This window comes from Paenibacillus provencensis, from assembly GCF_042678545.1.
GTDB classification, from domain to species: domain Bacteria; phylum Bacillota; class Bacilli; order Paenibacillales; family Paenibacillaceae; genus Paenibacillus; species Paenibacillus provencensis.
The window spans coordinates 2856130-2881259 of record NZ_JBHTKX010000001.1; the positions used below are offsets into that span (position 1 = coordinate 2856130).

The 25130-nt window shown below is 45.2% G+C and carries 20 protein-coding genes; 4 read left to right on the forward strand and 16 right to left on the reverse strand.

Translation table 11 applies throughout. The annotated features are described in order from the left end of the window. Nucleotides 1-14 precede the first annotated feature (14 nt). From ACFQ3J_RS13855 to ACFQ3J_RS13885, 7 genes are all read right to left on the reverse strand, one after another. Nucleotides 15-956: a GDP-L-fucose synthase family protein gene (locus ACFQ3J_RS13855; RefSeq protein ID WP_251582188.1), complete on the reverse strand. Its 942-nt coding sequence runs from the start codon at nt 954-956 to the stop codon at nt 15-17. A 23-nt stretch (nt 957-979) separates the two neighbouring features. After that, nucleotides 980-1600 carry a sugar transferase gene (locus ACFQ3J_RS13860; protein ID WP_311286619.1) on the reverse strand — a complete coding sequence of 207 codons (621 nt, stop codon included), beginning with the start codon at nt 1598-1600 and terminating at the stop codon, nt 980-982. A gap of 71 nt (nt 1601-1671) precedes the next feature. Then, entirely contained in the window at nt 1672-2580 is a 909-nt protein-coding gene (gene galU / locus ACFQ3J_RS13865) for a UTP--glucose-1-phosphate uridylyltransferase GalU (protein WP_251582190.1), read from the reverse strand. Between the two features lie 258 nt (nt 2581-2838). Further along, nucleotides 2839-3528 (reverse strand): CpsD/CapB family tyrosine-protein kinase, encoded by a 690-nt coding sequence (locus tag ACFQ3J_RS13870; RefSeq protein ID WP_251582191.1) that lies wholly within the window; start codon nt 3526-3528, stop codon nt 2839-2841. Continuing rightward, the gene (locus ACFQ3J_RS13875) at nt 3509-4261 is read right to left on the reverse strand and encodes a YveK family protein (RefSeq protein WP_251582192.1); all 753 of its coding nucleotides are present in this window, start codon (nt 4259-4261) and stop codon (nt 3509-3511) included. The genes ACFQ3J_RS13870 and ACFQ3J_RS13875 overlap by 20 nt, the downstream gene beginning before the upstream one ends. A gap of 35 nt (nt 4262-4296) precedes the next feature. Next, nucleotides 4297-5055, reverse strand: a complete 759-nt coding sequence (locus ACFQ3J_RS13880) for a tyrosine-protein phosphatase (RefSeq protein ID WP_251582193.1) — start codon at nt 5053-5055, stop codon at nt 4297-4299. Nucleotides 5056-5173: 118 nt separating this feature from the next. Continuing rightward, a complete protein-coding gene (locus tag ACFQ3J_RS13885; RefSeq protein WP_251582194.1) occupies nt 5174-5605 on the reverse strand; it encodes a hypothetical protein in 432 nt (143 codons plus the stop codon). Between the two features lie 222 nt (nt 5606-5827). On the opposite strand from ACFQ3J_RS13885, the gene ACFQ3J_RS13890 reads away from it, so the two are divergent. Further along, nucleotides 5828-6199 (forward strand): helix-turn-helix domain-containing protein, encoded by a 372-nt coding sequence (locus tag ACFQ3J_RS13890; RefSeq protein WP_091153707.1) that lies wholly within the window; start codon nt 5828-5830, stop codon nt 6197-6199. Nucleotides 6200-6443: 244 nt separating this feature from the next. Here the strand turns inward: ACFQ3J_RS13890 and ACFQ3J_RS13895 are convergent, their stop codons facing one another. The 4 genes from ACFQ3J_RS13895 to ACFQ3J_RS13910 form a co-directional block, all read right to left on the reverse strand. Then, the gene (locus tag ACFQ3J_RS13895; RefSeq protein ID WP_170862332.1) at nt 6444-6590 is read right to left on the reverse strand and encodes a hypothetical protein; all 147 of its coding nucleotides are present in this window, start codon (nt 6588-6590) and stop codon (nt 6444-6446) included. A gap of 204 nt (nt 6591-6794) precedes the next feature. After that, nucleotides 6795-11390 carry a glutamate synthase large subunit gene (gene gltB, locus ACFQ3J_RS13900; protein ID WP_251582195.1) on the reverse strand — a complete coding sequence of 1532 codons (4596 nt, stop codon included), beginning with the start codon at nt 11388-11390 and terminating at the stop codon, nt 6795-6797. Between the two features lie 586 nt (nt 11391-11976). After that, on the reverse strand, nt 11977-14268 hold the full coding sequence (locus tag ACFQ3J_RS13905; protein ID WP_251582196.1) for a YhgE/Pip domain-containing protein: 2292 nt from the start codon (nt 14266-14268) through the stop codon (nt 11977-11979). 169 nt (nt 14269-14437) lie between these two features. Further along, entirely contained in the window at nt 14438-15025 is a 588-nt protein-coding gene (locus ACFQ3J_RS13910) for a TetR/AcrR family transcriptional regulator (RefSeq protein WP_170862460.1), read from the reverse strand. 242 nt (nt 15026-15267) lie between these two features. Between ACFQ3J_RS13910 and ACFQ3J_RS13915 the strand changes: the two genes are divergently transcribed. Beyond that, complete coding sequence (locus ACFQ3J_RS13915; protein WP_251582197.1) at nt 15268-16425, forward strand: MGDG synthase family glycosyltransferase; 1158 nt, start codon at nt 15268-15270, stop codon at nt 16423-16425. 123 nt (nt 16426-16548) lie between these two features. Here ACFQ3J_RS13915 and ACFQ3J_RS13920 read toward each other — a convergent pair whose 3' ends face one another. The 3 genes from ACFQ3J_RS13920 to thpR all read right to left on the reverse strand — a co-directional run bounded on the left by ACFQ3J_RS13920 (nt 16549) and on the right by thpR (nt 19140). Next, entirely contained in the window at nt 16549-17241 is a 693-nt protein-coding gene (locus ACFQ3J_RS13920; protein ID WP_091153691.1) for a metal-dependent hydrolase, read from the reverse strand. Between the two features lie 121 nt (nt 17242-17362). Beyond that, the gene (locus tag ACFQ3J_RS13925; protein WP_251582198.1) at nt 17363-18262 is read right to left on the reverse strand and encodes a cell wall hydrolase; all 900 of its coding nucleotides are present in this window, start codon (nt 18260-18262) and stop codon (nt 17363-17365) included. 314 nt (nt 18263-18576) lie between these two features. Further along, nucleotides 18577-19140, reverse strand: coding sequence for an RNA 2',3'-cyclic phosphodiesterase (thpR, locus tag ACFQ3J_RS13930; RefSeq protein ID WP_091153686.1), 564 nt, complete (start codon nt 19138-19140; stop codon nt 18577-18579). A 611-nt stretch (nt 19141-19751) separates the two neighbouring features. On the opposite strand from thpR, the gene ACFQ3J_RS13935 reads away from it, so the two are divergent. After that, the gene (locus tag ACFQ3J_RS13935) at nt 19752-20708 is read left to right on the forward strand and encodes a D-2-hydroxyacid dehydrogenase (protein WP_251582200.1); all 957 of its coding nucleotides are present in this window, start codon (nt 19752-19754) and stop codon (nt 20706-20708) included. A gap of 145 nt (nt 20709-20853) precedes the next feature. On the opposite strand, the gene ACFQ3J_RS13940 is transcribed toward ACFQ3J_RS13935, so the two are convergent. Continuing rightward, on the reverse strand, nt 20854-21831 hold the full coding sequence (locus ACFQ3J_RS13940; RefSeq protein WP_251582749.1) for a TRM11 family SAM-dependent methyltransferase: 978 nt from the start codon (nt 21829-21831) through the stop codon (nt 20854-20856). A gap of 96 nt (nt 21832-21927) precedes the next feature. Next, the gene (locus tag ACFQ3J_RS13945; RefSeq protein ID WP_251582202.1) at nt 21928-23640 is read right to left on the reverse strand and encodes a methyl-accepting chemotaxis protein; all 1713 of its coding nucleotides are present in this window, start codon (nt 23638-23640) and stop codon (nt 21928-21930) included. Nucleotides 23641-24156: 516 nt separating this feature from the next. On the opposite strand from ACFQ3J_RS13945, the gene ACFQ3J_RS13950 reads away from it, so the two are divergent. Continuing rightward, on the forward strand, nt 24157-25110 hold the full coding sequence (locus ACFQ3J_RS13950) for a glycosyltransferase family protein (protein ID WP_379293027.1): 954 nt from the start codon (nt 24157-24159) through the stop codon (nt 25108-25110). The last annotated feature ends 20 nt before the right edge of the window (nt 25111-25130 follow it).

Consider the following 25130-nt stretch of genomic DNA (forward strand, 5'->3'; position numbering starts at 1 on the left):
CCTCCACTATTATATTATTTTTGGTCTACTAGATATTCAGCACAAAATGCCTCATAAACCGATTCGATACCCTCTTTGAGCGGAATTTTGGCGGACCAGCCTAATTGATTAATTTTTGTTACATCAACCAATTTTCTAGGAGTACCGTCTGGAGCTGAGGTATTATATACAATCTTCCCCTCAAAGCCAACGATTTGCTGTATTAGCTCTGCCAATGCTTTAATCGCAATGTCTTCCCCTACGCCAATATTGATAATTTCATCTTCCTCGTAATTCTCCATGAGAAAAAGACATGCATCTGCCAGATCATCCGAGTGAAGAAATTCTCGTTTTGGATTGCCAGTTCCCCATACTTCTACTGTTTCACTACCGTTGATCTTCGCTTCATGGAACTTACGAATCAAAGCAGGAAGCACATGCGATGTTTTTAAATCAAAATTGTCATTAGGACCATACATGTTTGTTGGCATTGCTGAGATAAATCTTGTTCCATACTGTGCATTATAGGATTGGCACATTGTAATTCCTGCAATTTTTGCAACCGCATAGGCCCGATTGGTCGGCTCAAGCTGCCCTGTCAGCAAATACTCCTCTTTCAATGGCTGCGGAGCTAGCTTTGGATATATACAAGTTGAACCTAGAAACAATAACTTTGCAGTATTATAACGATAAGCAGCATCTATAACGTTGGTTTGAATAAGAAGGTTATCTCTAATAAAATCTCCTGGATATTCATTATTTGCTACGATTCCCCCAACCTTCGCAGCAGCTAAGAATACATACTCTGGTTTCTCCATCTCAAAAAAGACATCGACAGCATCTTTGCTTCTTAAATCAAGTTCACTACTTGTGCGTGCAACAATGTTAGAATAACCTCGCTCTTGAAGAGCACGATATATTGCAGATCCTACCAGCCCTCTATGACCGGCGACAAAGATTTTGGAATCAATCTTCATTATCTCCACTCCTTATAAGGCAACTAAAAAGCATCCTTTGATCCGAACAATACACGGACCGTCTTCCACATAATTTTGATGTCATACCAATAACCACGGCTCCGGATATACTTCAAATCCAGTTCTACCATTTCCTTGAACCCTACACTATTTCGACCACTAACCTGCCATAACCCTGTACAACCAGGTGTTACATGAAGCCTCTGTTTGTCATACATTGAATACTCCGCTACTTCTCTTGGCAAGGGTGGTCTTGGTCCTACCATGCTCATTTCTCCCTTGAGAACATTCCATAATTGAGGTAATTCATCTATACTTGTTTTTCTTATAAACTTTCCTATCTTTGTTATTCGTGGATCATTCTTCATTTTGAACATTGCGCCGCTGACTTCATTCTGATCCAGAAGTTTCTCTAGTAATTCTTCAGCGTTATGAACCATGGAACGAAATTTATACATATAAAATGACTTTTCATTTCTTCCAACTCGAAGCTGTCTGAAGAATACAGGACCTTTGGGATCCTCAATCTTAATAAGGATTGCAATTAATAGAAAGACAGGTATTAATATGATAAGTCCTAATAAAGAAGCTGCTACATCCGTAATGCGCTTCATGATGATGTATGTTTGATTGGCATTTTGCACTTCGACAAAGTTACCTTCATATCCAACCGCGTCAAGTGCGATTTCACCATCATTGGTTCGCGGATTCGAGCTCACTCGAAGTCACCTCCACCGATTGCCATTTTAACAACCGATTCTTTCTCTATTATTTTTTCAAGAGCTTTTAGAATCGGAATTCTCAGTTCATCATTTTTAAGTGCAAAATCAATTGTAGTTAATATAAACCCTAGCTTCTCACCAACATCATAGCGTGTACCCTCAAAGTCATATGCATATACACCTTCAGCCTCATTCAAACGTTGGATGGCATCTGTCAATTGAATTTCTCCATGGGTCCCCGCTTCTTGGTCATCCAAAAGTTCAAATATCTCAGGAGTAAGGATATACCTTCCCATAATTGCTAAATTGGATGGAGCCTCACCTAAACTAGGTTTTTCAACAAACTGTCTAACCGAACTTAGTCTTCCTTGTGCATTAAATGGATCGACAATTCCATAACGGTCTGTATGCTCCGGCGCGACAGACTGTACACCAACAATTGATTTTCCTAGCATTTCATATTGCTCAATCAATTGTTTCGTACATGGTACGGGAGACTCGACAATATCATCCCCTAGTAGAACTGCAAAGGGTTCGTTACCTATGAAATTACGTGCACACCATACAGCATGCCCAAGGCCCTTCGGCTCCTTTTGTCTTATGTAATGAATATCCACATTTGATGATTTGCGCACTTCTTCAAGCAGATCAAGCTTACCTTTTGATTGAAGCGTGTGCTCTAGTTCAAATGCATTATCAAAATGATCTTCAATGGCTCTTTTTCCTTTTCCGGTTACAATAATAATATCCTCTATTCCAGATGCCACCGCTTCTTCTATAATGTATTGAATAGTAGGTTTATCAACAATTGGCAGCATTTCCTTCGGCATCGCCTTTGTAGCAGGTAAAAATCTCGTACCCAGCCCTGCCGCAGGTATGATGGCTTTCCTTACTTTTTTCATTCATCATCACCCTATCCTTCTCTATTCAAATATTATTAGTGACTTAAAAGCATGAGTTGTACCGTTTATCAAAAGTAAGTTGAATGTAAGCGGTACAATTCTTACTTTCAATTTCATAAACGGGCATTCAACCCCTCCTCACATCACACCCTTGACGATTCACGTCTAAGGCTACACTGACCCACAGTGTGACCGAGTGCCTACAGTGATAGAGGTACAGTAGGCATTACCTATATCCCTAAATAGATTGAATGCTAATTACCGTAGGCCGTAGTAATCATTGTGACTTGCATCCTGCTTATCTACCTGCAAGTTGTTAAGGACTACTCCCAAAATTTTTGAATTCACATGTTCAAGACGAGCCTTTGCCTTTTTTACGAGATCCTTTTTTACCTTGCCTGAATTTACAACTAAGATGACTCCATCACAGAACGAGCTGACAATCATTGCATCGGTTACCGCAAGTACTGGAGGTGTATCAAAGAAAATCATTTCGTAGTTTTCACTTAATTCTTCTAATAGTGCCTGCATTTTACGAGATCCTAACATTTCCGATGGATTTGGAGGAACAGGTCCCGCAGGTAGGATATCAAGATTGAATACTGAAGATTTTTGCAGTACTTCGTTCACCAGGTATTGGCCTGCTAGAGCACTTGATAGTCCAGCATGATTGGACACTTTGAACACTTGGTGCAGAGAAGGTTTTCGAAGATCTGTATCAATGACAAGCACCTTTTTCCCTTCTTGTGCATAAGTCACTGCAAGATTACTCACCGTTGTCGTCTTCCCTTCTCCGGATTGGGCAGAGGCCACCATTAGTACTTTGATTTGCTCATCTATAGCGGAGAACTGGATATTAGTCCGCAGCGTTCTATATGCCTCTGAGATTGAAGCTTTAGGGTTAGTTGCCGTTACTAAGTAATGCTGACTACTGGTTGAGCGTGGCATATGTGCTGTCACCTACCTGTCCATGATTTACTGATGTATGATGCGATGCTTTGACGTCTTCTTTTCTGATCTTGGCAATAACAGCTACAACAGGAAGCCCCAGCTCTCTTTCCAATTCTGCCTCCGATTTGAACGTATCATCTAAATACTCCAACAAGAAGACAAAACCTAGAGCAAGCATTAAACCTACAACAAAACTAATTAATATGTTCATCACATAACTTATATTGATTGGGCTTACTTGGACTTCAAGTGGAGCTTGGCTAAGTATTGTGACATTATCCACCTGCATTATAGAAGGGATTTCTCTCTCGAAAATTCTCGCAACCGCATTTGCTGTTTTAGCTGCTTTTTCGTATGAAGTCGTTTGAACTGTCAAATTCATAACCTGTGAGTCATTTGCTGAGGAAACATTGATCATTGAAGCTAACTCTTCTGTTGTGTATCCTAGATCAGGATAGGCAGTCAGTACTTTATCTAAGATTGCTGATGATTTTAAAATCTCACTATATGAGTTAATAAGCGCGATGTTTGTTTGGATTAAACTATAATCCAGCATGGTTGTCCCTTGTCTGTCATAAGCTTGATTCACAATCAGCTTCGCTTCTGCATTATATAGAGGAGTTGTCATGTAAGTCTTTGCCGCAGCTCCCAGACAAGCAACGATCACAATAACTGCAATCAGCCATAATCTCTTACGAATAATGTTCAGGTACTCCTTAAGAATCAACATTCATTCCTCCTTCATTCTTGTAGCGCGCAAAAGTCTCACCATAGCAGTAACCTGCCCCGTGTGTTGACTGGCTCTGCAAGCTCTACTAATCTGTCATCCCATACTCTTCGTGCGTTAGTCTGCAACTGCTCGACCAAATCGGACCCGAATCTTGCTTCGAGTTGATCATACGCAGCTTGGAGTGCAAAATTGCGACGTTGTATATCATGTGCGTCTGATGAAATGAAATGAAACCCATTTTGTTTGCAAAAATGAAAACACCATTTCTGAACTTTTCGACCGAAAAGCCCTAGGAACGATTGAGCGGTGATCTGACACAGTGCACCTTGACTCATATATTGCCTGAGTAATTCAGGCTCTCGCAGGAAGACGGCATTACGCTCTGGATGAGCAATGATAGGTATGATATTCCGGACCTTCAGTTCGTGAAGCAGGTTGGGAAAGAACGAAGGCACCTCTCGGCTCGGCAACTCCAGCAGCATATATTTACTTGAAGCCAAGGTAAGAAGCTCCTCATTATTCAACAGATCGATAAGTCTGGGGTGAATTCGAATCTCCTGACCCGAGCGAACTTGCAAAGGAATGTTATGTTCCCTGAGTTCCAAGTTAAACAACTGTACGGCTTCCTCCACTTGATGACTCGGATTATCGTGACTCACATTCAAGTGATGCGGGGTAGCAATAACCTTGGTGATCCCTGCTGCAACAGCAGCTTGTGCCATAGCCAGTGAGCGAACCATCGATGTTGGTCCATCATCCAGACCAGGCAAGATGTGACAATGAATTTCAATCATAAGCGTGCACCCTCAATACTATGTCCCCCCTCATCAAAATATGTTTCACACATTTATATGGGGTCAAAGAACTAATGCAGGAACTAGATAAATATAGTAAAATGGCGTTATACATAGGCTAAGCTTGAGTATTAATCCGTGAATACGGATAGGGCATGTCTCGGGCTAATGTCCAAGCTTCCGGCTGCTTCTGGAAATAAGTATGAACCGGATACTGCAGCTGATAAATCATCTGATTCAACTGACTATATATATATAGTCTGTGCTCTTCATGAATATGTAACTTAGCAAAATAAAGTGTGAAACTTCCTAACTCCTGCTTCCACTGCAATGTACAATCGAGATGAATGACATTGTTCTTCTGACCTTCCAGTTCCAGCCCTACGAGAAGCTCAGGTACAGGAGGAATGATGAGATCGCTTAAGAAGTGAATGGTCTTCTGATTCAATCCAAGAATAACAATGGGACGGCTCCTGCTGTTAATGACTTGCTCTTCATACTTGTGAATATACATACTTGCGTTAATACCCTGACTTCTGACCTGTTTCATAGACTTCCATCCCTTAACATAGTTATTCCCAGGTATGAATGAAGGAATCGGGGTCAAGGATAGAAATGTACGATAAAATGATACAATTTGTAACCTTGTTGTATCCAATTTACGATACAAATCGTATCGTGTCAATAGATTTTTGGACTCATCGTATTTAATATGACAAAGACAGCTAGATTCGGTAAACGTTCATTTAGTAACCAGGAGGAATAAAAATAGATGGATTACGGACATCGCATTGCAGAATTAAGAGAAAAAAGGGGAATGACTCAAGAGGAACTATCCAATGTGCTTGAGATTACGAGAGCTTCACTGTCTCATTATGAGAAGGGAAGGCGCAAGCCGGATTTTGAGACCCTCACCAGGCTTGCAGATACCTTCAATGTATCTGTCGATTATCTGCTTGGAAGAACAAGTCAACCGGAGATGGTGCTCGATGAGGATGTAAGAGGATTCGTTGATGCACTAGAGCTCTCCGATCGGGAGGTACTGAATAAATTCGAGCTCATGATTGACGGCAAGCCGTTGTCAGAGGAAGAAGCACGAAGATTCATCGCCTTCGTACGGATGGAGCGTAATATGGACTCCTGATGTCTGTTCTAGTGTCTGATTATTTAGTCCCATATTTATAATTATTATTGTAGATTCTTGACTGTAGTCCCTCGATGTGAGGGACCTTTTTTTATGTTCAATATATCTCTTATGCCAGTTTCACAGAGGTAAGTTATCCACCTAGCAAATACCAACATTAGTAAGCTGCGACATGAACTTGAGACCTAAGTAATGTATTCACAGCTCTAATTATGTCTGTGCTAATCTCTGCCTTATAGCCATCTTAGCGATCTTGAGGGGAAACAAGAGATTGCCACTTCTTCGGATCAATGCCACATTGCTTCAAAACATCCACGATATCAAGCGGTTTCCTCGGGTTGTTCTGGTTCATCGGTTGATCATTGCTCCTGCTTGGATAATCCATGTTCATACCGGACAACCTCTCCTATACCATTTTATATGTATGTTAAATTAACTAGACCTATTATACGAAATATTTCCTAGTAATGTTGTCGTCTCATGGCGGAATGTCAGGTTTTAGAGGTTCTAATTTTGTCGAATAAAAAAATAGGACTTTATAGCGTCCTTCTGAAGTGAAGGTCCTGCTATAAAGTCCTGTTTATTTATAAATTAATTACTGACCAGCACGTGCCAGTTCACGCATATTAGCTTCAAATGCTGCAAGCAATGCCGCATCTCCTGTAAGTCCCTCTGCCTGTACCTTCTCAATCTGTTCAAGCATACGCTTGAAGTCTTTAGGAATGATACGTACGAAGTTACCGACTTCCTGCTGCCAGTTTGCGAGAATCTGCTCGCCCCGGCTGCTGCCTGTGTACTGAACATGGCGGCTGATCAATCCACGCAGATCTTCTTCCTCTGCCGAATCTTCCACACGCTCAAGCAGTACCATTTCAAGGTTAACGCGTGACAGGATTGTTCCTTCCGGATCATATACGTATGCGATACCGCCAGACATACCGGCTCCGAAGTTGCGGCCTGTTCCGCCCAAGATAACAACACGTCCGCCTGTCATGTATTCACAGCCATGGTCACCCACGCCTTCCACAACAACGCGTGCTCCTGAATTACGGACCGCAAACCGTTCACCGGCAATCCCGTTGATGTACGCTTCACCACTGGTCGCTCCATACAATGCTGTATTCCCGATAATAATATTATCCTCGGCAGCAAAGGTAGCGCTTGGAGATGGCTTCACGATCAATTTACCGCCTGAGAGACCTTTACCCACGTAGTCATTGGAGTCCCCTTCAACGGTGAGGGTCATTCCCTTAGGTACAAAGGCCCCAAAGCTCTGGCCTGCAGAACCAACGAATTTGAATTGAATCGTATCCTCTGGCAGTCCAGCTGCGCCATATTTGCGCGTCACTTCGCTGCCAAGAATCGTTCCGACTGCACGGTTCACGTTCGTAATCGGAAGCACGGCTTCAACCAGCTTGCCGGATTCAATTGCAGGCGAAGCCAGTGGAACCAGCTTCTGCATATCAAGCGTCTCTTCCAGCCCGTGATTTTGCTTCTGGATACGAGTTCGAGCAGAATTCTCAGCATCCGCTACATGCAGCAGTGCGGAGAGATCAACGCCCTTCTTCTTCCAGTGTGTAGCTGCGATCTCAGCATCCAGACAATCTGTACGTCCAACCATCTCGTCGATCGTTCGGAAGCCAAGCTCAGCCATCAGCTCACGAGTATCATCCGCGATGAAACGCATGAAGTTCACGACATGAGCCGGATCACCCATATAGTTCTTGCGAAGCTGAGGATTCTGAGTAGCTACCCCTACTGGGCAGGTATCCATCTGACATACACGCATCATAATACAGCCCAAGGCGACAAGTGGTGCTGTGGAGAAGCCGTATTCTTCTGCGCCAAGCAGTGCAGCGACAACGAGATCACGGCCGTTCAGCATCTTGCCGTCTGTCTCGATGACCACACGATCACGCAGATTGTTCAGCATGAGCGTCTGATGCGTCTCTGCAAGGCCAAGCTCCCAAGGCATACCCGCATGTCTTATCGAGCCTTGAGGCGAAGCACCTGTTCCGCCATCATATCCACTGATATGGATGACATCGGCACGGCCTTTGGCTACACCGGCAGCAATCGTTCCTACACCAGCCTCAGATACGAGCTTGACATTAATATCTGCTCTTGGATTCGCATTCTTCAAGTCATAGATCAGCTCTGCCAGATCCTCGATCGAATAAATATCGTGATGCGGTGGTGGAGAAATCAGGCCGACACCTGGTGTCGAGCCGCGGACTTCAGCTACCCATGGATAAACTTTACGACCCGGAAGCTGGCCTCCCTCACCCGGCTTTGCCCCTTGAGCCATCTTAATCTGGATCTCATCGGCATTCACAAGATAGTTCGAAGTTACACCAAAACGTCCGGATGCAACCTGCTTAATCGAGCTGCGGCGTGAGTCTCCGTTCGCGTCAGGCGTGAAGCGAGCCGGGTCTTCCCCGCCTTCACCGGTATTGCTCTTGCCGCCGATGCGGTTCATTGCAATCGCCAGATCTTCATGCGCCTCTTTGCTGATGGAACCGAAGGACATTGCACCTGTCTTGAAACGACGCATAATGGACTCTGCCGATTCCACTTCGGACAGTGGGATCGCTTCACCATTTGGCTTCAGCTTCAGAAGAGAGCGGATCGTCAGCTTCTTCTCATTCTCGCCTTGAACCAGCTTCGCATATTTCTTATAGAGATTATAATCTCCTGTTCTAACTGCGTGCTGCAGGGTGTGAATGGTCTGCGGTGTGAAGAGGTGATCCTCTCCATCGTTACGCCATTGATATTCACCACCGGAATCCAGCACTTTATCGTTACCGTCTTTGTCCGTAAACGCGCGGTTATGATGCACAAGTGCTTCTTCTGTCACTTCCTCGATACCGATTCCGCCGATACGAGAAGGTGTCCATGTAAAGTAACGGTCTACAAATTCACTGTTCAAACCGACAGCCTCAAAAATCTGAGCCCCGCGGTAAGATTGAATCGTCGAGATTCCCATCTTCGACAGAATCTTAACGACCCCTTTGGTCGCTGCTTTAATATAATTCTTCACGGCTTTGTCATGAGAGATGCCGCGCAGCATGCCTTGCTGAATCATATCATCCAATGTCTCGAATGCGAGGTAAGGATTCACTGCACTTACGCCGTAGCCGAGAAGCACCGCATAATGGTGCACCTCACGAGGTTCTCCGGATTCCAGCAGGATGCTGACTTTGGTCCGTGTCCCTTGACGAATGAGATGGTGATGCAGACCCGATACGGCCAGCAGTGCTGGAATAGCTGCATTCTCCGCATCCATGCCGCGGTCGGACAGGATGAGTATATTATGCCCTTTCTCAATAACCCGGTCCGCTGCTTCAAACAGGACGTCCATCGCTTTCTTCAGACCTTCGGCTCCTTCCTTGGCTGGGAAGAAGATCGGAATAGTCATGGAACGGAAGCCTGGTCTGCGGATATGACGAATCTTAGCAAATTCTTCATTGGATAAGATCGGAGTCGCCAAACGGATTTGTCTTGCGCTCTCGGGTTCCGGAATAAGCAGGTTACGCTCTGATCCAATGGTCGTCAGCGTCGATGTTACGATCTCTTCACGAATCGCATCAATCGGCGGGTTGGTTACTTGGGCAAACATTTGTTTAAAATAGTTATACAGTCTTTGAGGACGATCCGACAAAATCGCAAGCGGTGCATCATAGCCCATGGAGCCTGTTGCTTCCATGCCTGTGGATGCCATCGGCTCAATTACTTTGCGCAGCTCCTCGAAGGTATAACCGAATGCCAGCTGAAGCTGATTTATGTTATCATGCTTCGGCTCCGGAAGCTCAGGAGCATCAGGAAGCTCATGCAGATCCACCAGATGCTCGTTCAGCCATTCCTGATACGGCTCTTCTGAAGCGATCTGTGCCTTCACTTCACTGTCCGAAATAATACGTCCTTCTCTGGTATCAACAAGCAGCATACGTCCAGGACGCAGTCTGTCCTTGTACAAGATATCCTCAGGTGCAATATCAAGCACACCCACTTCAGAAGAAAGAACAATACGGTCATCCTTGGTTACATAGTAACGTGCAGGACGAAGTCCGTTCCGGTCCAGGATGGCACCAATCTGCACACCGTCCGTAAAGGCCATAGCGGCAGGTCCATCCCATGGCTCCATTAGTGTGCTGTGGTATTCATAGAATGCCTTCTTCTCGGCATCCATTCCTTCATCATTGCTCCAAGGCTCTGGAACCATCATCATGGCCACATGAGGCAGGGAGCGTCCGCTCAAATACAGAAATTCGAGTGTATTATCAAACATGGCCGTATCAGAACCGTCCGGGTTAATGACCGGTCTGACTTTGGACAGGTCGTCTCCAAAAATTTCACTCTCAAACAGCGACTGACGTGCATGCATCCAGTTCACGTTACCGCGCATCGTATTAATCTCACCATTATGAATCATGAAACGATACGGATGCGCTCTCTCCCAGCTCGGAAACGTATTCGTACTGAAACGGGAGTGCAGCAGAGCCATCGCAGATTCAACACGCTCATCCTTAAGATCAAGATAGAACTGGCCTACTTGCTCGGTGGTCAGCATCCCTTTGTATACAATCTTGCGGCAGGACATACTCGGGATATAGAAGGAATTTGCATCCTTCACCTGATCGGAGTAACGAATTGCCTGCTCTGCCCTGCGACGAATAACATACAGCTTCCGTTCAAATTCAAGCTCATTCTGGATTCCTTCAGCACGGCCGATAAATGCTTGACATACATAAGGCTTCGCGGCCAGAGCAGATTTACCCAGCATCTCGTCATACGTCGGAACTTCACGAATTCCTAAGAATTCTTGTCCTTCTTCCTGTACAATCTGTTTTAGAATCGCAAGGTGCTCATTACGAACGTCTTCATCATTAGAGGTAAAGATCATACCAACTCCGTAATGACCCGGTTCAGGAAGGGCAAAGCCAAGGCGCACAGCCTCTTCTGCAAAAAAACGATGTGGAAGCTGAATCAGAATACCGGCTCCGTCACCGGAATTCGGCTCACTTCCCTGTCCACCACGATGCTCCATATTGCTCAGCATCGTCAGGGATTGACTGACAATATCATGGGAAGGCACGCCTTTGATGTTAGCTACAAAGCCCATACCGCAAGCGTCTTTTTCGAACTGAGGGTCGTATAAACCCTGTTTAGGAGGTAATCCAGTCTGTCTCATGGAACGCAACCTTTCTATTACGAAAAATTTTGTGAACATCCGTGACAAAAGTGACTTAACGATGGGACAAGCAACACTTGGATGACAGCGCCGTAACAAACTTGTTTAAGATCCGCTCAGGCTCCCGCTGCCAGCTGATTGTGCATAAACATAAGGTAGAACCGTTTATAAGTATAGTTCTATCATTTTAACATCGACCTTACATCAGCGCAATTCAAAATTTCTATAGGTTTGATAATTAATATCTTGCATTACAGCTTTAGCGTATCGACGTTTATTACCAACATATTTTCGGATAATTATTCATTTATAATACAAATAAGATGCATGGGGTTGGTCCCTCATGTTTATATTGTTTTTTATTATTTCCTCTCGCATGTCACATTTGAATGGAGCTTTTATCTAAAAATTTGTACAATCCTTCTACGTAAGCCCTATCATTTGTCCCCTGCTGCTATCATGAGTGGATTCATCCAGATAACAGCCACTTTGCCAGATCAACGGTCAACATAAAACAAAGCCGCATCCCATGTTAATTAGGACACAGCTTTGTTGTTAAATTCTGCTTATAGTCAGATTACACAGTTTACACAGTGACAACTTCTCCGTTATTCTGCTGGGAATCTTCTGCAACAGAAGCTTCTGCTCTTCTGCGGCCGCTCCACAGGAAATAGAACAGCGTCAGCAGCAGAGAGATACCGGCATAGATTCCGAGTAAGACAGCCTTATCCCACATGAGATCGAAGTTGCCGATCATAATGACTCCTTTGTATCCGATCACGCTATGATACATTGGCAGTAGTGCACTGATCGGCTTCATCCAGTCTGGCAGCAGCTCAAGCGGGAACGTACCGCCGCTTGTCGCCAGCTGGAATACGAGCAGCACGATGACTAGATAGCGCCCTACCAGATCAAGCCAGGTAACTAGCGCCTGAACGATCATCATGGAAGTAAAGCCCACAATAATCGAGAAGGTGTAGAACAGTGGTACACTCGCGACTTCAAGCTTCAAGCCGTACAGCATGAAGGTCGCCAGGATCACAGCCTGCAGCACGCTCATTCCGCCAAAGGCAAGGAACCGACTTATGAACCTGCTCCACGGGCCAGCACCCGGTACGCTTGTTTCTCTCATGTTCAGAATAATGGTCGTAATCAGTGCCCCGACAAACAAGCCGATCGACATGAAATATGGAGTGAGACCTGTACCGTAATTGGCTACCCCTCTGGTCTCATCTTCGATTGTTTGGACAGGCTCAGCAAACATGCTGACCACATCATCTGTTCGGTGCAGCTCAGCGGTATCCGACGCTGCATCCTTTAATTTGGTTGACAGCTCACTCGAGCCATCCTTAATTTCACTGAGCCCGTTATGAAGCTGACCCGCGCCATCGGTCAGCTGAGCTGAGCCATCTGCCAGTGTGGTAACGCCACCCGTCAATTCTCCAATACTGCTAAGCAGTGTTCCCGTTCCGGTGTACAGCTCTGATGCTCCCACGCTCAGAGATTGACCACCGCTAGCAGCCTCTGACAGCTTCTCACCAAACAATGCCAAGTTGGAGTTCAGCTCTTCTTGACCTTGTACCAAAGTATCTGCACCTGCAAGCAGCTGTTCTTGACCGGCTGCCAAGGCAGAGGCTCCAGAGGCAAGCTCCTTGTGTCCCGAGAGAAGCTGCTGCGCACCCGCTGCGAGCTTCTCATTCCCTTGATCCAACGCCTGAGCACCGCTGAGCAGCTGCTGGTCAGCGGCATGAAGCTGACCAGCTCCTTCCGCCAGTGACTGACTTGCTGCAAGGAGCTTCTTCACTTCTGGACTCGCGGCAAGCTCCGGATTAGACTCGGCCAATTGCTGAAGTCCCGCCGCAAGGGTCTCTGACCCGGCTGCCAGCTGGCCACTTGCCTCTTCCGCAGCAGAGAGTCCGCTGCTTAGCTGCGCACTTCCCTGCTTCGCCTCCTGCAAGCCTTCATTCAGTACACTGGCTCCTTGCTCCGCAGAAGTAAGACCTTCGCTCAGCGATGCGGCACCATCTCTCGATGAAGCAATGCCATCCTGCAATTCCACAGCGCCGTTCTGCAATTTCCCGGTTCCTTCTCTCAGCTGACCTTCTGCCGTGACGAGCTGGTTCAAACCGGTCGACAGTTCATTAGCTCCGGTGTGAAGCTGTGCTGCTCCGTCATTTAATGTCATCACACCGTCCGCCAGAGGATCCATTCCTTGTTGCAGCTCCAAGGTGCCCTCCGTCAGCTTCTTCAGATTATCCTGGAGTGTCACAGCTCCGTCATCCAGCTTAACTGCTCCTTCGTTAATATCCCTTGCTCCATCTCCTGCTTCTCCAAAGCCATCGGATGCTTCAGAGAACTTATCCAGCAAAGTTTCCGTATACGATTCCGTTACAGCGGAGGATACTTGCTTACTGATTTCTTTGATCGCCGTATTGCCGATCTGAGCCCCGACAAAGTTATAGGTTCCGTTCGGTTCATAGACCAGTTCGGCTGGACTTGGTTTGTCATCGAGCAGTGTCGTAGCTCGAGCCGAGAAATCCTCAGGAATGGTAATCTTCATGTAATACTTATTGTTATCGATCCCCTCCTGAGCTTCCTCATTATTGACAAACTGCCAGTCGAACTCGGGGTCCTCCTTCAGCTCTTCTATCAAATCCTGACCGATCGTCAGACTCTCGCCTTCAAAATCGGCCCCCTTATCCTCATTAACCACGGCAATCGGCAGCCTTTCCAGATGATTGTACGGATCCCAGAAGGCTGTCAAATAGATCCCTGTGTACAGAATCGGAATACAGATCACCGCAATGATCGGAATCAGTTTTTTGGGATTCTTGACAGCCCTGAGTAAATCTTTAGCAAAAACAGATAATGATTTCATTTCGCCTTACTCCTTCTCCATTGCACTATTTGACCGAAATCCCCATTCGGTCATTTCATTTGAAAAAAATAAACATTTCTGTACCAGAGATGTTTGACATTGATAAGCTGAATATGAACAAGCCGGCCTCCACTTCCATGCTGTGTGAATACCGGCCATCACTGCTGAGCTATCCTACCGCTTCCTGCGACAGGCCGTTTACAAGAAACAACTGTAGATATTGCTTGATCTCTTCCTTGCTTAGCGGTTCATTGGTGCGATTCCAGTCTGAAGTGAGCGCAATATACAGCTTGAACATAATAAAAGCTACGACCTTCGGATCACATGGCTTAATTTCACCTTTGTCCATTGCGGTATGAAGCTGCTTCTCCAAATACCCTGTAATGACAGCTTCTACTTTCTCATGACCGGCCTTCGCCTGCGCCGTTCCGAATTCTCTGACTTCTTGAGACAATTTGATGAGCAGCTCATGCTGCTTCCTGAACTCTAATAGGGCATCAAGAATACGATATAAATTCGTAATAAAAGTCTGTTCAGAATCAAGCTCCCGTTCTGCTAGCTCCTTCATCTCCCGAATAACATCATGCAATATTTCATCGAACAGCTCTTCTTTATTCGTAAAAAAAGTATAAATCGTGCCTTTCCCGACATTTGCGATCTTAGCTACCTGATCCATCGTCGTTGCTTTATAACCAAATAGAGCAAAAGACTGGGCTGCGGCCTGAACTATGAGTTTGCGGCGATCTACCTGTGCCAACATGTCTCCTCCCTCTTTGTTATATTCAATATTGACCAAAATTCATTTTTAGTCACTTAGTCAAAACCAACTTTAACACTTTTATTTCTTTTTAGCAAGAAAAATCACATTTTTTGAGACTTATTCTGTGCCAAATCCGTTTAATGTATTGCAGGGTTTTATTACTGCAGTTTCGTCATATGATTTAGAGATCTGTATACATACCGAATAGCAAAATCTCATTTTATGAAATAGGTGAATGTATGAAGAAGAAGAGAGTGCTCTTGCTGTCAGAAGGGTTCGGTACCGGACATACACAAGCAGCACACGCCATTGAGAAGGGGCTTAAAATTCTATACCCACATGTGAATGCACGTGTCATTGAGCTTGGCAAAATTCTGAATCCCACGGTAGCCCCATTCATTCTGGGTGCCTATCGTAGAACGATCACGATGAGCCCCGGGCTGATCGGACTAATTTATCGAACAAATTATAACCGAAGCTTGACCGGATTTCGAAGACTCGCGCTTCACCGGCTATTTTACAACCACGCCAAGAAGGTGCTGACACAGCTGAACCCGGATGTCATTATTTGCACGCACCCTTTTCCGAATGCGGTTATTTCCAGATTAAAGCGGCTTGGACTAGACATTCCGCTGTATACCTTAATCACAGATTACGATGCCCATGGGACCTGGATCAGTCCTGAGGTCAATCAATACCTCGTCTCGTCGCCCAAGGTTGAGAGAATGCTGCTTGAGAGAAACGTAGATTCCCAGCGAATTCGAATTACCGGCATACCGGTTCATCCTGACTTCTGGAACAAGCAGCCGAAGGATGCGGTCCGAGAAGAGCTTGGACTGAGAAATATCCCTACTGTCATGATTATGGGGGGAGGCTGGGGGCTGCCGCTTCAGGACCAGTTCATGGAGGACATTGCTTCCTGGAAGGGCAAGATTCAGCTCGTATTCTGTGTCGGCAACAATGAGAAGCTGGCTGAGCGATTAAGAGAATCCGCCATGTTTCAGCACCCAGATATTCATATCATAGGCTACACACGCAAGGTAAGCAAATTAATGGATGCTTCGGACCTTCTCGTGACCAAGCCGGGCGGCATGACCTGTACAGAAGGACTGGCCAAGGGACTGCCTATGCTGTTTGCTCCCCCGCTGCCCGGGCAGGAGGAAGAGAATTGCGATTATTTTGTAAAATCCGGATATGGCGCTGTTCTTAAGAACTCGTATGTACTTCATCAGCAATTCTCGAGATTACATCATCTATATGCGAACGGCATTGCAGCGAGTGGTGCTGATGCCAGGCTGAATGAATATCAGCCAGAGGCCTGCACAAGAACCGTTCATGAGCTGCTTATGCAGAGTTCGAGCCGCCGCACTCCGGTTATGCAATATGCTTCCCGCTAACTCGCCATCCAATTCCATACCATATCCAAAAAAGAGCTGCATGCCCATTCGTCCAAGATCGGCGAATTACGCAAATGCAGCTCTTATTATATCCTCAGATCTATTACTCGTCTGTATTACAAGTTACAGTGATGTGCTCGCTCCCGGCTCCAGTATAACAGCCTCGATCTCCTTTTGGCTCTCCTTGCTCAGAAGCTGACCGAATTGGTTCGGATCCTGCTCAAGCGCTGGGAACGTATTGTAGTGAATTGGAATCACCTGTTTCGTGCGGATCCAGGTGGCTGCAATTACTGCATCCTCCGGGCCCATCGTCAAACCATCTCCGATCGGAAGCGCAGCTATGTCTATATTGTTCAATTCTCCAATAATACGCATGTCGCCAAATAAAGCCGTGTCTCCTGCATGATACAGCGTCTTGCCGCCCATCGTCAGCAGAATGCCTGCAGGTTGTCCCAAATAAACAGGCTTCCCATCCATATCGAGGGACGAACTGTGGAATGCCAGCGTAAACTTCACCTTGAACCCGTCAAACTGATGGCTGCCTCCTGTATTCATGTGATGTGCCTTCACACCTTGTTTCTGACAATAATCAGCCAGCTCGTATACCGCAACGACCGGGCAATCATTCTCTCTAGCTATCGCAAGGGTATCACCAAAATGATCCGAGTGTGCATGAGTCAACAGCACTGCATCCACTTTGACATCTTCCGGGGCAATCGTTGCCTTCGGGTTTCCTGTTAGAAAGGGATCGATAATGACCCGTTTGCCTTCAGCCTCAACCAATAAACAAGAATGACCATAGTACGTAATTTTCATAGATTACTACCTCCTAAGCATAGGTTATACCCGGTGTAATAACGGACATATCACATCCATTATAACACTTGTTGAATCAATTCCATAAATCGTTAAAAAGGTATTATGAAATTGATTCTGCCTATTTATAAAAGGTATGGTGACCAATCGTTTTCACCTTTTCTTGAGAATGGTGTACAGTAAGATCGTCAGCCAGGGTAATAGATAAGAAATAGAGCGTATCATCCGGTACTTCCTTGCGTCCGTGCATGGCTTCGTTTACAGCTTGAATAGCGTCCTCGTTAGGCGTCACACGGTCCATACGGCCGTTCGCAACAGGACTGAATTGATATTTCTGGTATATAACATCCTTAATGGTATCGGGATAATTGGCTGACCGCAGCCGGTTTAAGACAACATTAGCTACAGCTACTTTGCCTTCGTACGGTTCACCTTCTGCTTCTGCCATCACAATTTTTTGCAGCATCAGCAGTTCCTTATCCGTCACGGGGTAGTCCCAGGTCGATTTGTCTTTATCTGCCTGAGTTAATAATTCCGTACGGGTAAAGAATATCGTTTCGGGGGGATTTGTTTTCATTTCTTCAGCGGATAGTCGGGCAAGAGCTTTCTGCTCCTCCAGCTTCTGTTGCTTCTGTATAGCCGCCAGCTTCCTCTCTTTCTCGGCTTGCTGCTGTTCTTTGAGAGCCTGAGCTTCCAAATGTTCAGCTGCCTTGATCGAAATATAGTCAGTGGCAATGCGCGGTGTGCCTACCGCCGTCACCAATTGGTTTGTAATTTCATGACTTGCAGATGTCTTTGTCATGGATTTCGCAGCAGCTGCTCCGTCCCCTTCAGAGCTTGTCCTGCGAATGTGATCTGCATCCTCATCAGCAGGAGCGGACTTTGCCGTCTCCGGCGTCTCCTTCGTTGCACTATCCCCATATACTTCAACAGCCTTAACAATAAGGCTGGCCCCCAATATAAAAACTAGCAGCACGATCATCAGAGGTGCTACCCAGCGAATCTCTCTATTTGTATTCATAATGACCTCCTGTTATATCGGCACAATTCTACTTAACTGTAACCAAAAATGCAAGGTTTGAATAACAGAGAATATAACAAATGTAGTCTCTACAACAGGGAAAAGTACGATGTCCGAATGCTTGTCCACATCAAAAATTCCGTTGATCTATCAAGCTTTTTCACACCCGAACACCTGATCCCAAAAAATACTAAATGAAAAAATATAATTTTTGTGAACTTTATTTTTTTTATCTCAAATTATATCTTTTTTATGGTTGTAAAAGCTATAAATGGTTATAGATTACCATATTAAGGAGTCTATGAATTTATGCATTATAAAACGTAATTTCCTATCATTTCATACATCGGCTTCTGTCCCATATTGGTCTTATATAGCACAAATTCTTCCACCATCCAGGTATCATCCCAAGCTCCATCCGCAAGCTCATCCAGATTAAAGGAGCGGCGAAGCTCCTGATTGAATTTACGAGCTGTTGTAATATGCGGGCGATAGGGCCGATCCTCAGGTACAAACCCTAGAGGTATGGTTGATTGTACGATGGACTGTTGTAGTGAAAACAGGCTGTCCAATTCACCTTCCACCCCTCTCCACAATACTCTCGGTACCTCTTTGGAACCAAAAACGCCCGGCTCCCCAATCTTGAGCGGAAAGGGCTGTACTTGATTGGCCGCTTCCTGCAAAGACTCATGCAGCTTGTCAATGAGAGCTGGTTCCGTATCGCCCAAGAACTGCAAGGTAATATGATAATCATCTTGATGAGTCCTATTTCGAAAAGGAAGCTGGCCCTTGTGATGCTCCATCCAATGATGGAGCTTATTTTTCAACGCATCCGGGATCCGGATAGCGGTAAAGAGACGTGCCTTGTTATGTGACATATGATTAACCTCACTTTATGTTTTTTTATAACCATTATTCACCAGAATATAATAACAATATCCTAGTACTAGTACCAGGTACTAATTTCGGTTAATTAGGTATATTTTCCATAGAAACATATGACTTACAGCCTATTTTACACCAAAACAATTGGTTTAAATTATCTGTCTTCCCTCTAATTCATCATTTCCTTATCCATCTGATCCTATGTAAAGAAACGAGCACTCTGCCGTACCAAATAGAATGCAGCAACAAATGTCTTTCTTGCATATTCAACGTTAAAATTTTTTTCCTACTATATAATATGTATTCAATAGCATAATGAATTCAATGTCACCGTTCATGTCAAATAAGTATACAGAACTCATCTCCTTACCCACACTAATACCAATATATAACACTTATACATAATATTACATTTATTACGGAAACATCTTCACTTTTCAGCTTCGAGTGAACTTCTTCTATCAAGAGCCGCCGAGAGTACTCCGGCTTCCTATAGGAGTATTCATTATTATATACCCACATCCTATCGAACTGAGTTACAATTGCCGACTTGGCTCAACACTGCTACACTAGAGCTATTATGGTAGCAGGAGGAGATCTAGATATGAGCAGTATTGTAAGCTTACATGCATTTACAGAGTCACAGCAACAGCTAGTTCAAGAAATAGCCCCTGATTACAAACTCACAATAGGCAAGGCCAAGGAACTGGATTCTTCCATCCTGAAGAACGCGGAAATATTGGTAGGCTGGGCCCGAAACCATGCGGATACGCTGCTTGATCCGGACAGTAAATTGAAATGGGTTCAAACCTGGTCTGCTGGAGTCGATTCTCTTCCTCAGGCAGAGCTGGGTAAACGAAATATTCTGCTGACGAACACAAGTGGAATTCATGCCATACCGATCTCAGAGATGGTGTTCGGTATGCTGCTGTCTATGTCTCGCATGCTGAAGCAAGCGATACTGAATCAAGCAAGTCGGAACTGGGACTCAACCGATACCGCTATGAGTGAACTTCATGGCAAGACTATTGTTATCGCGGGTGTAGGGGAGATTGGAACCGCAACAGCCAGACTGGCAGAAGCCTTCGGTATGAATGTTGTTGGTGTCCGCAAATCCGGCAAGCCTGCCCCTCATGTAAGCAAAATGGTAAAGATGGAACAGCTGGAGGAAGTCTTGTCTGAGGGAGATTACATAATTAACATCCTTCCTCTTACGGAGGATACGAAGCATCTATTCAACGAACAGACTTTTGGCGTAATGAAGACAGGTGCTTGCTTCATTAATGTAGGGCGAGGTGCAACGGTTCAAACCTCTGCTCTGGTTAAGGCATTAGAAGAGAAGAAGCTCTCCGCTGCAGCGCTCGATGTATTCGAGGAAGAGCCGCTGCCAGCCGATCATCCACTGTGGGGAATGGACAATGTTCTGATCACTCCGCATTTTGCCGGCAGCACGCCGCATTATTCCGAACGTGCCTTCGAAGTCTTCCTTGAAAATTTGAAGGCGTATGTGAAGAATGAGGATCTGCCACGTAATTTGGTAGATTACAGCCGTTCCTATTAACCATCCTGAAGATGGATAATAGGTTTCATTAGCTTCATTCATTCGTTTAATCGTAATATAACATAAGGTCTGCTCCTCTCTGCCGTATACAGCAGCTGAGGACCAGACCTTATATGACTTTCACTTCATTTTAATAGGTTACTGCTTAACCTTGATGTTCACACAACCATATATCTCGAATGAATGTCCCCTTCGTGACCTGGAGGTGATGCTGAATCTTCCATCCTGACATGTTCAACTGCTCCTCTAGTGGCTCCGTGCTAATAATGACAGCCTCATCAGCAAGTCTCCCGAGACTCCGAAGCATTCCTAGCTGCTCCTCCATAGACAATACGGAGCACAGATTGTAGGGTAGATCAAGTACGGCACGGTCGGCATGACCGGTTAGATCATTCATGTCTCCTAAGGTGACAAGATGGGAGTCGTAACCATAATACTGCAGATTGACTCTCGCCCCCCGAATCGCCAGTGGATTCAGATCATTGCCTCGAATCGCGATTCCCATCGAAAGAGCTTCGATCAATACATTTCCCATACCGCAGCAAGGATCAATTATGGAGACTGCGTCCCCTTCAGGAGCTGCCACATTGACTATTGCTCTTGCCATTCGTGAGCTGAGTCCTGTCGAATAATTATATGGCTTATTCTTATGCTGCAGCCATATCGGCTCTGCATACCGAACGACACCTAATACCCATGTATTCTCCAATTGCATCAACCCATAGGTTATATCAGGATCCTTCATTTTGGCGGTCCCTGTAATGCGCTCCCCTGCCCTGCGCTCAAGCTTCCGTTGTTCATCATACGAATAGGGAACGCCTTCCTTAATATATACAACTTTAAAGGTACAATCCTGCGGTAATTGAAGCGCAAGTGAATCGATATCTGCAAGCAGCCCGAGATAATCCTTATTCTCAGCCAGGACCTCGAGACGCAGCTTGATGAACGGACTTCGTGACGGATCGATGAGGCGACTGGAACGAAGATAAGCTTGCTCTGGCGGTATACTTGTACCCAGAAGCCGCTGCAGCTCCAAATGACAAAGAGCCTGTTCACTTTCGTGACAGGCATAAGTGTATAGCAAATCTGTAGGATGATGTTCTTTATTGAGTGTATGCGTCATTAACAATCTCAGCAATTCCCTTCTGAATAGTGAATACAGCAGTCACAATGTTTGAATAACAAGGCTGCTCTCATTCACTGTGTCATTACGCTCCTATTATACTCGAAGCGCCGATACCGAAGCGAGCAGCTCTTCAGACAGCTTCTTAAGCTGCTGAATATTCTCTGCCACACCTTCGAGGGAACCCGACTGTTCTTCTGCAGAAGCAGACACTTCCTCCACACTGGCTGCGGATTGCTGAGAAATAGCAGATATCATTTGACTGAAATCGTTCATTTGTCCACTGAGCTCTTCCATTTCAGAAAGCCCCATTGAAATCTCTTGAATGACATCAACCATCTGATGCACAGAGTTCGTAATCTGGTTGAAGGCTCCATTCACGGCTTCCATCTGTGCTGTCCCTCTTCTTGTCTCCTCTACACCACTTTGCAGCGATTGAACGACAGATTTGGATTCCTGCTGAATCGTTCCCGTTAGCTCGTTGATTTGGCCTACTGCCTGTGACACATCTTCCGATAGTGTCCGTACCTCTTCGGCTACGACAGCGAAGCCCTTCCCATGTTCCCCCGCTCTCGCTGCTTCAATGGAAGCATTCAAGGACAGGAGGTTCGTCTGTTTCGCAATATCACGAATGACATGCAGCAGCTGGTAAATGTTCTCGTTGGATTGATCCAGCTTATTCACCTGCTCCATGGATATGGATACCCGGCTTGCGATTTGTCTCATCTGTTCAATAGACTTACTCATTGTTTCTTTACCAAGTGTGCCTTGTTCAAGAACTAGCTCGGACATCCCTCTAAGCTGCTCTCCTTTGGCTGCATGGTCCTGAATATGCTCATTCAATCGTTCAACCGTTCTGGCAGATGACTGTGCTGTTTCTGCCTGGCTCTCCACGGCTTTGGCCGATTCCTCCATGGATAAGGCAATCTGCTGACTGCCGATCTTCACTTCTTCGGAAGTTGCTGCCAGGTGTGTACTTTGCACGCCAATGATCTCTGAAGAGTCCTTGATCCGATTTACAATCTGGACTAGACCTGCTTTCATTTGGTTAATGCCTTGTCCAAGCGTAGTCAGCTCATCCTCCAGGTCTCGCTTGATATCCTCTACAGACAGATCACCCTCGGCAATCGCTTTAACATTGTTCTCAATCTGTTTGATCGGAGTGACCAATGTCTTAATCAGCGAGTAAGTACTGATAATCGTCATCACCAAAATAAAGGCAATCCCGATAGAGAGTACGGTCTCTGATGTTCTCGCACTATCTTCAAGCTCTTGGGCTGACAGGTCTGCTTGCTCCTTAATAAAAGCCGACAGAGACATCAGCTCACTCTGCATTCTGTCGAATGAAGCGGTACCCTTCATGAGCACTTCATAAGCCAGCTCAATATCATTCGCATCGCTTCGATTCATTGCTTGGGTATTGATCTTGAAATATTCCTCCCAAGCCGCAGAGAAGGCATTATAGTATTCCCTTTCTGTATCCGTTGTAATTAGCGAGCCATAAGCCTGTCTTTCAGCTGTAAGCTGTCGTATGTAATCTGTACGTTCCTTGGCAACAGCCGCTTTGTTCTCCTGATCAAAGACGGAAGCCAAGAAGTAACTGTAGCTCAAGGATTGGATATGTTCAGTCGTAAAGATTAAATCATCAATTTTACTGATGGACGGCATCCAGTTTCTCGTAATGCTCGTCGTGTTCTTTTCCATCGCTCCCAGCAGTGTCAATGTAATGATTCCTATTGCGATGACATAGATAAGCAGCGGTACCATTACAACCGATATTCTTTGCCTGATGCTCTTTAATTTAAACACCTTTTCTCCCCCTGTGCAGCTATACAAAGCTCATTGTTTTGTAACCTGAAGCCATTCCATAACTTATTGGAACGATGAAATGGATTCCTCCTTATTTTTATTTCGGTAAGCAGCTTTCAAAATATAAGATTTTCAGCTATGTATATTTTTAAGTGCTTTGGAGCCCTTTTTATCACGGCTTGGGTTATTGTCCTGAAACAAACGGGGCTGACATCATAGACTAGAATAAATCTGACGATTAAGGATCGGGTCAACTATGAGAAAAAAAGAAAAAAATCAGAAATCCGAAGCACTGCTGCTGCGCGTAACAAGATCCCTTCTAATAAGAGGCGGAGTAAACCTCTGAGTAAATCCCAGAGTAAATCTTTAAATAAATCCAACAGCAAATCTCAAGAAAGCTTGATAGATATAATTCAAGGCAAATCCAACGCCACATCGACATCTCCTATGTTCGTGCTTCCTCCTCCCATGGAGACCTCTCATGAGGATTTAACACGCTCGAATCAAGGACTTATAGTGCCACAGAGTCAGCCTGTATCAAACTTCCAGCTCCCTGATTCCAGATCGGCCAAATCCATGCGACTCGCACTTCTGATCCCCTTAACGGAGCAGTTTACTCCTTCAGTGGAAAGCCTGATTGCAGACTCGCTGCGCATGCTGGTTAAAGAAGTCCTCATTCTAAAGATCAATGAGAATCTTCATGATAGTCTGTCGACTTATCGGCCAGATCTCTTACTATGTATCGGTAATCAAGCCGCACAATCCATCACGCCTGAACTCGTGCCCCAATCCATTTATACAAAAACAGCCATCTGGTTAAATGACCCTTATGAACCATGCGAATATATACATTCTGCATACCATGACTGGAGCCTTGTCATCACACAAAACATGCTGCACCATCCTATATATGAGAGATACGGTTATAAAAATATTATCGTTATGCCATATAGTGCCGATCCGATGATTTACAAGCCTCATCGACCACAGCCGGAATTCCACTCCGATCTACTCATTGTTGGGAATTATTCAGAGGAACGTCTCCCCTATATTCATGCCATTCGCCATAGATTTGAGGGAAAGAAAGTACGTGCATTAGGCCAAAACTGGGAGCCAGTGGATCAGATTGAGACTTGTCAGGCCGATAGCGAGACGATGATCAGTGCGTACTACAACGGAGCGAATATGATCGTGCATTGGGACGCTGTACCTCGTCAATTGTATGAGATCGCGGCATGCGGCGTATTTCAAATCGTGGAAAACTCTCCGGAAATTCACGAGCTGATGAAGCCTGGCGAGGATATTATCATCTACAGCAATCCCGAACAGCTTGGCTCCAAGCTGCAATACTACAGCGAGAACACTGATGATAAAAGAATGATTGCTTCAAGAGCTCTCTATAGCAGCAAATACGACTATTCCTATCTTCAGGCAGCTATGAAACTAATCCAGCAGTTGAACCATCTTTAACTAACCATACTCAGGATTAG

Coding starts and splice junctions, on each gene's coding strand:
- ACFQ3J_RS13855 (WP_251582188.1), bottom strand. CDS start 956: ATGAAGATTGATTCCAAAATCTTTGTCGCCGGTCATAGAGGGCTGGTA.
- galU (WP_251582190.1), bottom strand. CDS start 2,580: ATGAAAAAAGTAAGGAAAGCCATCATACCTGCGGCAGGGCTGGGTACG.
- ACFQ3J_RS13870 (WP_251582191.1), bottom strand. CDS start 3,528: ATGCCACGCTCAACCAGTAGTCAGCATTACTTAGTAACGGCAACTAAC.
- ACFQ3J_RS13875 (WP_251582192.1), bottom strand. CDS start 4,261: ATGTTGATTCTTAAGGAGTACCTGAACATTATTCGTAAGAGATTATGG.
- ACFQ3J_RS13880 (WP_251582193.1), bottom strand. CDS start 5,055: ATGATTGAAATTCATTGTCACATCTTGCCTGGTCTGGATGATGGACCA.
- ACFQ3J_RS13885 (WP_251582194.1), bottom strand. CDS start 5,605: ATGAAACAGGTCAGAAGTCAGGGTATTAACGCAAGTATGTATATTCAC.
- ACFQ3J_RS13890 (WP_091153707.1), top strand. CDS start 5,828: ATGGATTACGGACATCGCATTGCAGAATTAAGAGAAAAAAGGGGAATG.
- ACFQ3J_RS13895 (WP_170862332.1), bottom strand. CDS start 6,590: ATGAACATGGATTATCCAAGCAGGAGCAATGATCAACCGATGAACCAG.
- gltB (WP_251582195.1), bottom strand. CDS start 11,390: ATGAGACAGACTGGATTACCTCCTAAACAGGGTTTATACGACCCTCAG.
- ACFQ3J_RS13905 (WP_251582196.1), bottom strand. CDS start 14,268: ATGAAATCATTATCTGTTTTTGCTAAAGATTTACTCAGGGCTGTCAAG.
- ACFQ3J_RS13915 (WP_251582197.1), top strand. CDS start 15,268: ATGAAGAAGAAGAGAGTGCTCTTGCTGTCAGAAGGGTTCGGTACCGGA.
- ACFQ3J_RS13920 (WP_091153691.1), bottom strand. CDS start 17,241: ATGAAAATTACGTACTATGGTCATTCTTGTTTATTGGTTGAGGCTGAA.
- ACFQ3J_RS13925 (WP_251582198.1), bottom strand. CDS start 18,262: ATGAATACAAATAGAGAGATTCGCTGGGTAGCACCTCTGATGATCGTG.
- thpR (WP_091153686.1), bottom strand. CDS start 19,140: ATGTCACATAACAAGGCACGTCTCTTTACCGCTATCCGGATCCCGGAT.
- ACFQ3J_RS13935 (WP_251582200.1), top strand. CDS start 19,752: ATGAGCAGTATTGTAAGCTTACATGCATTTACAGAGTCACAGCAACAG.
- ACFQ3J_RS13940 (WP_251582749.1), bottom strand. CDS start 21,831: ATGACGCATACACTCAATAAAGAACATCATCCTACAGATTTGCTATAC.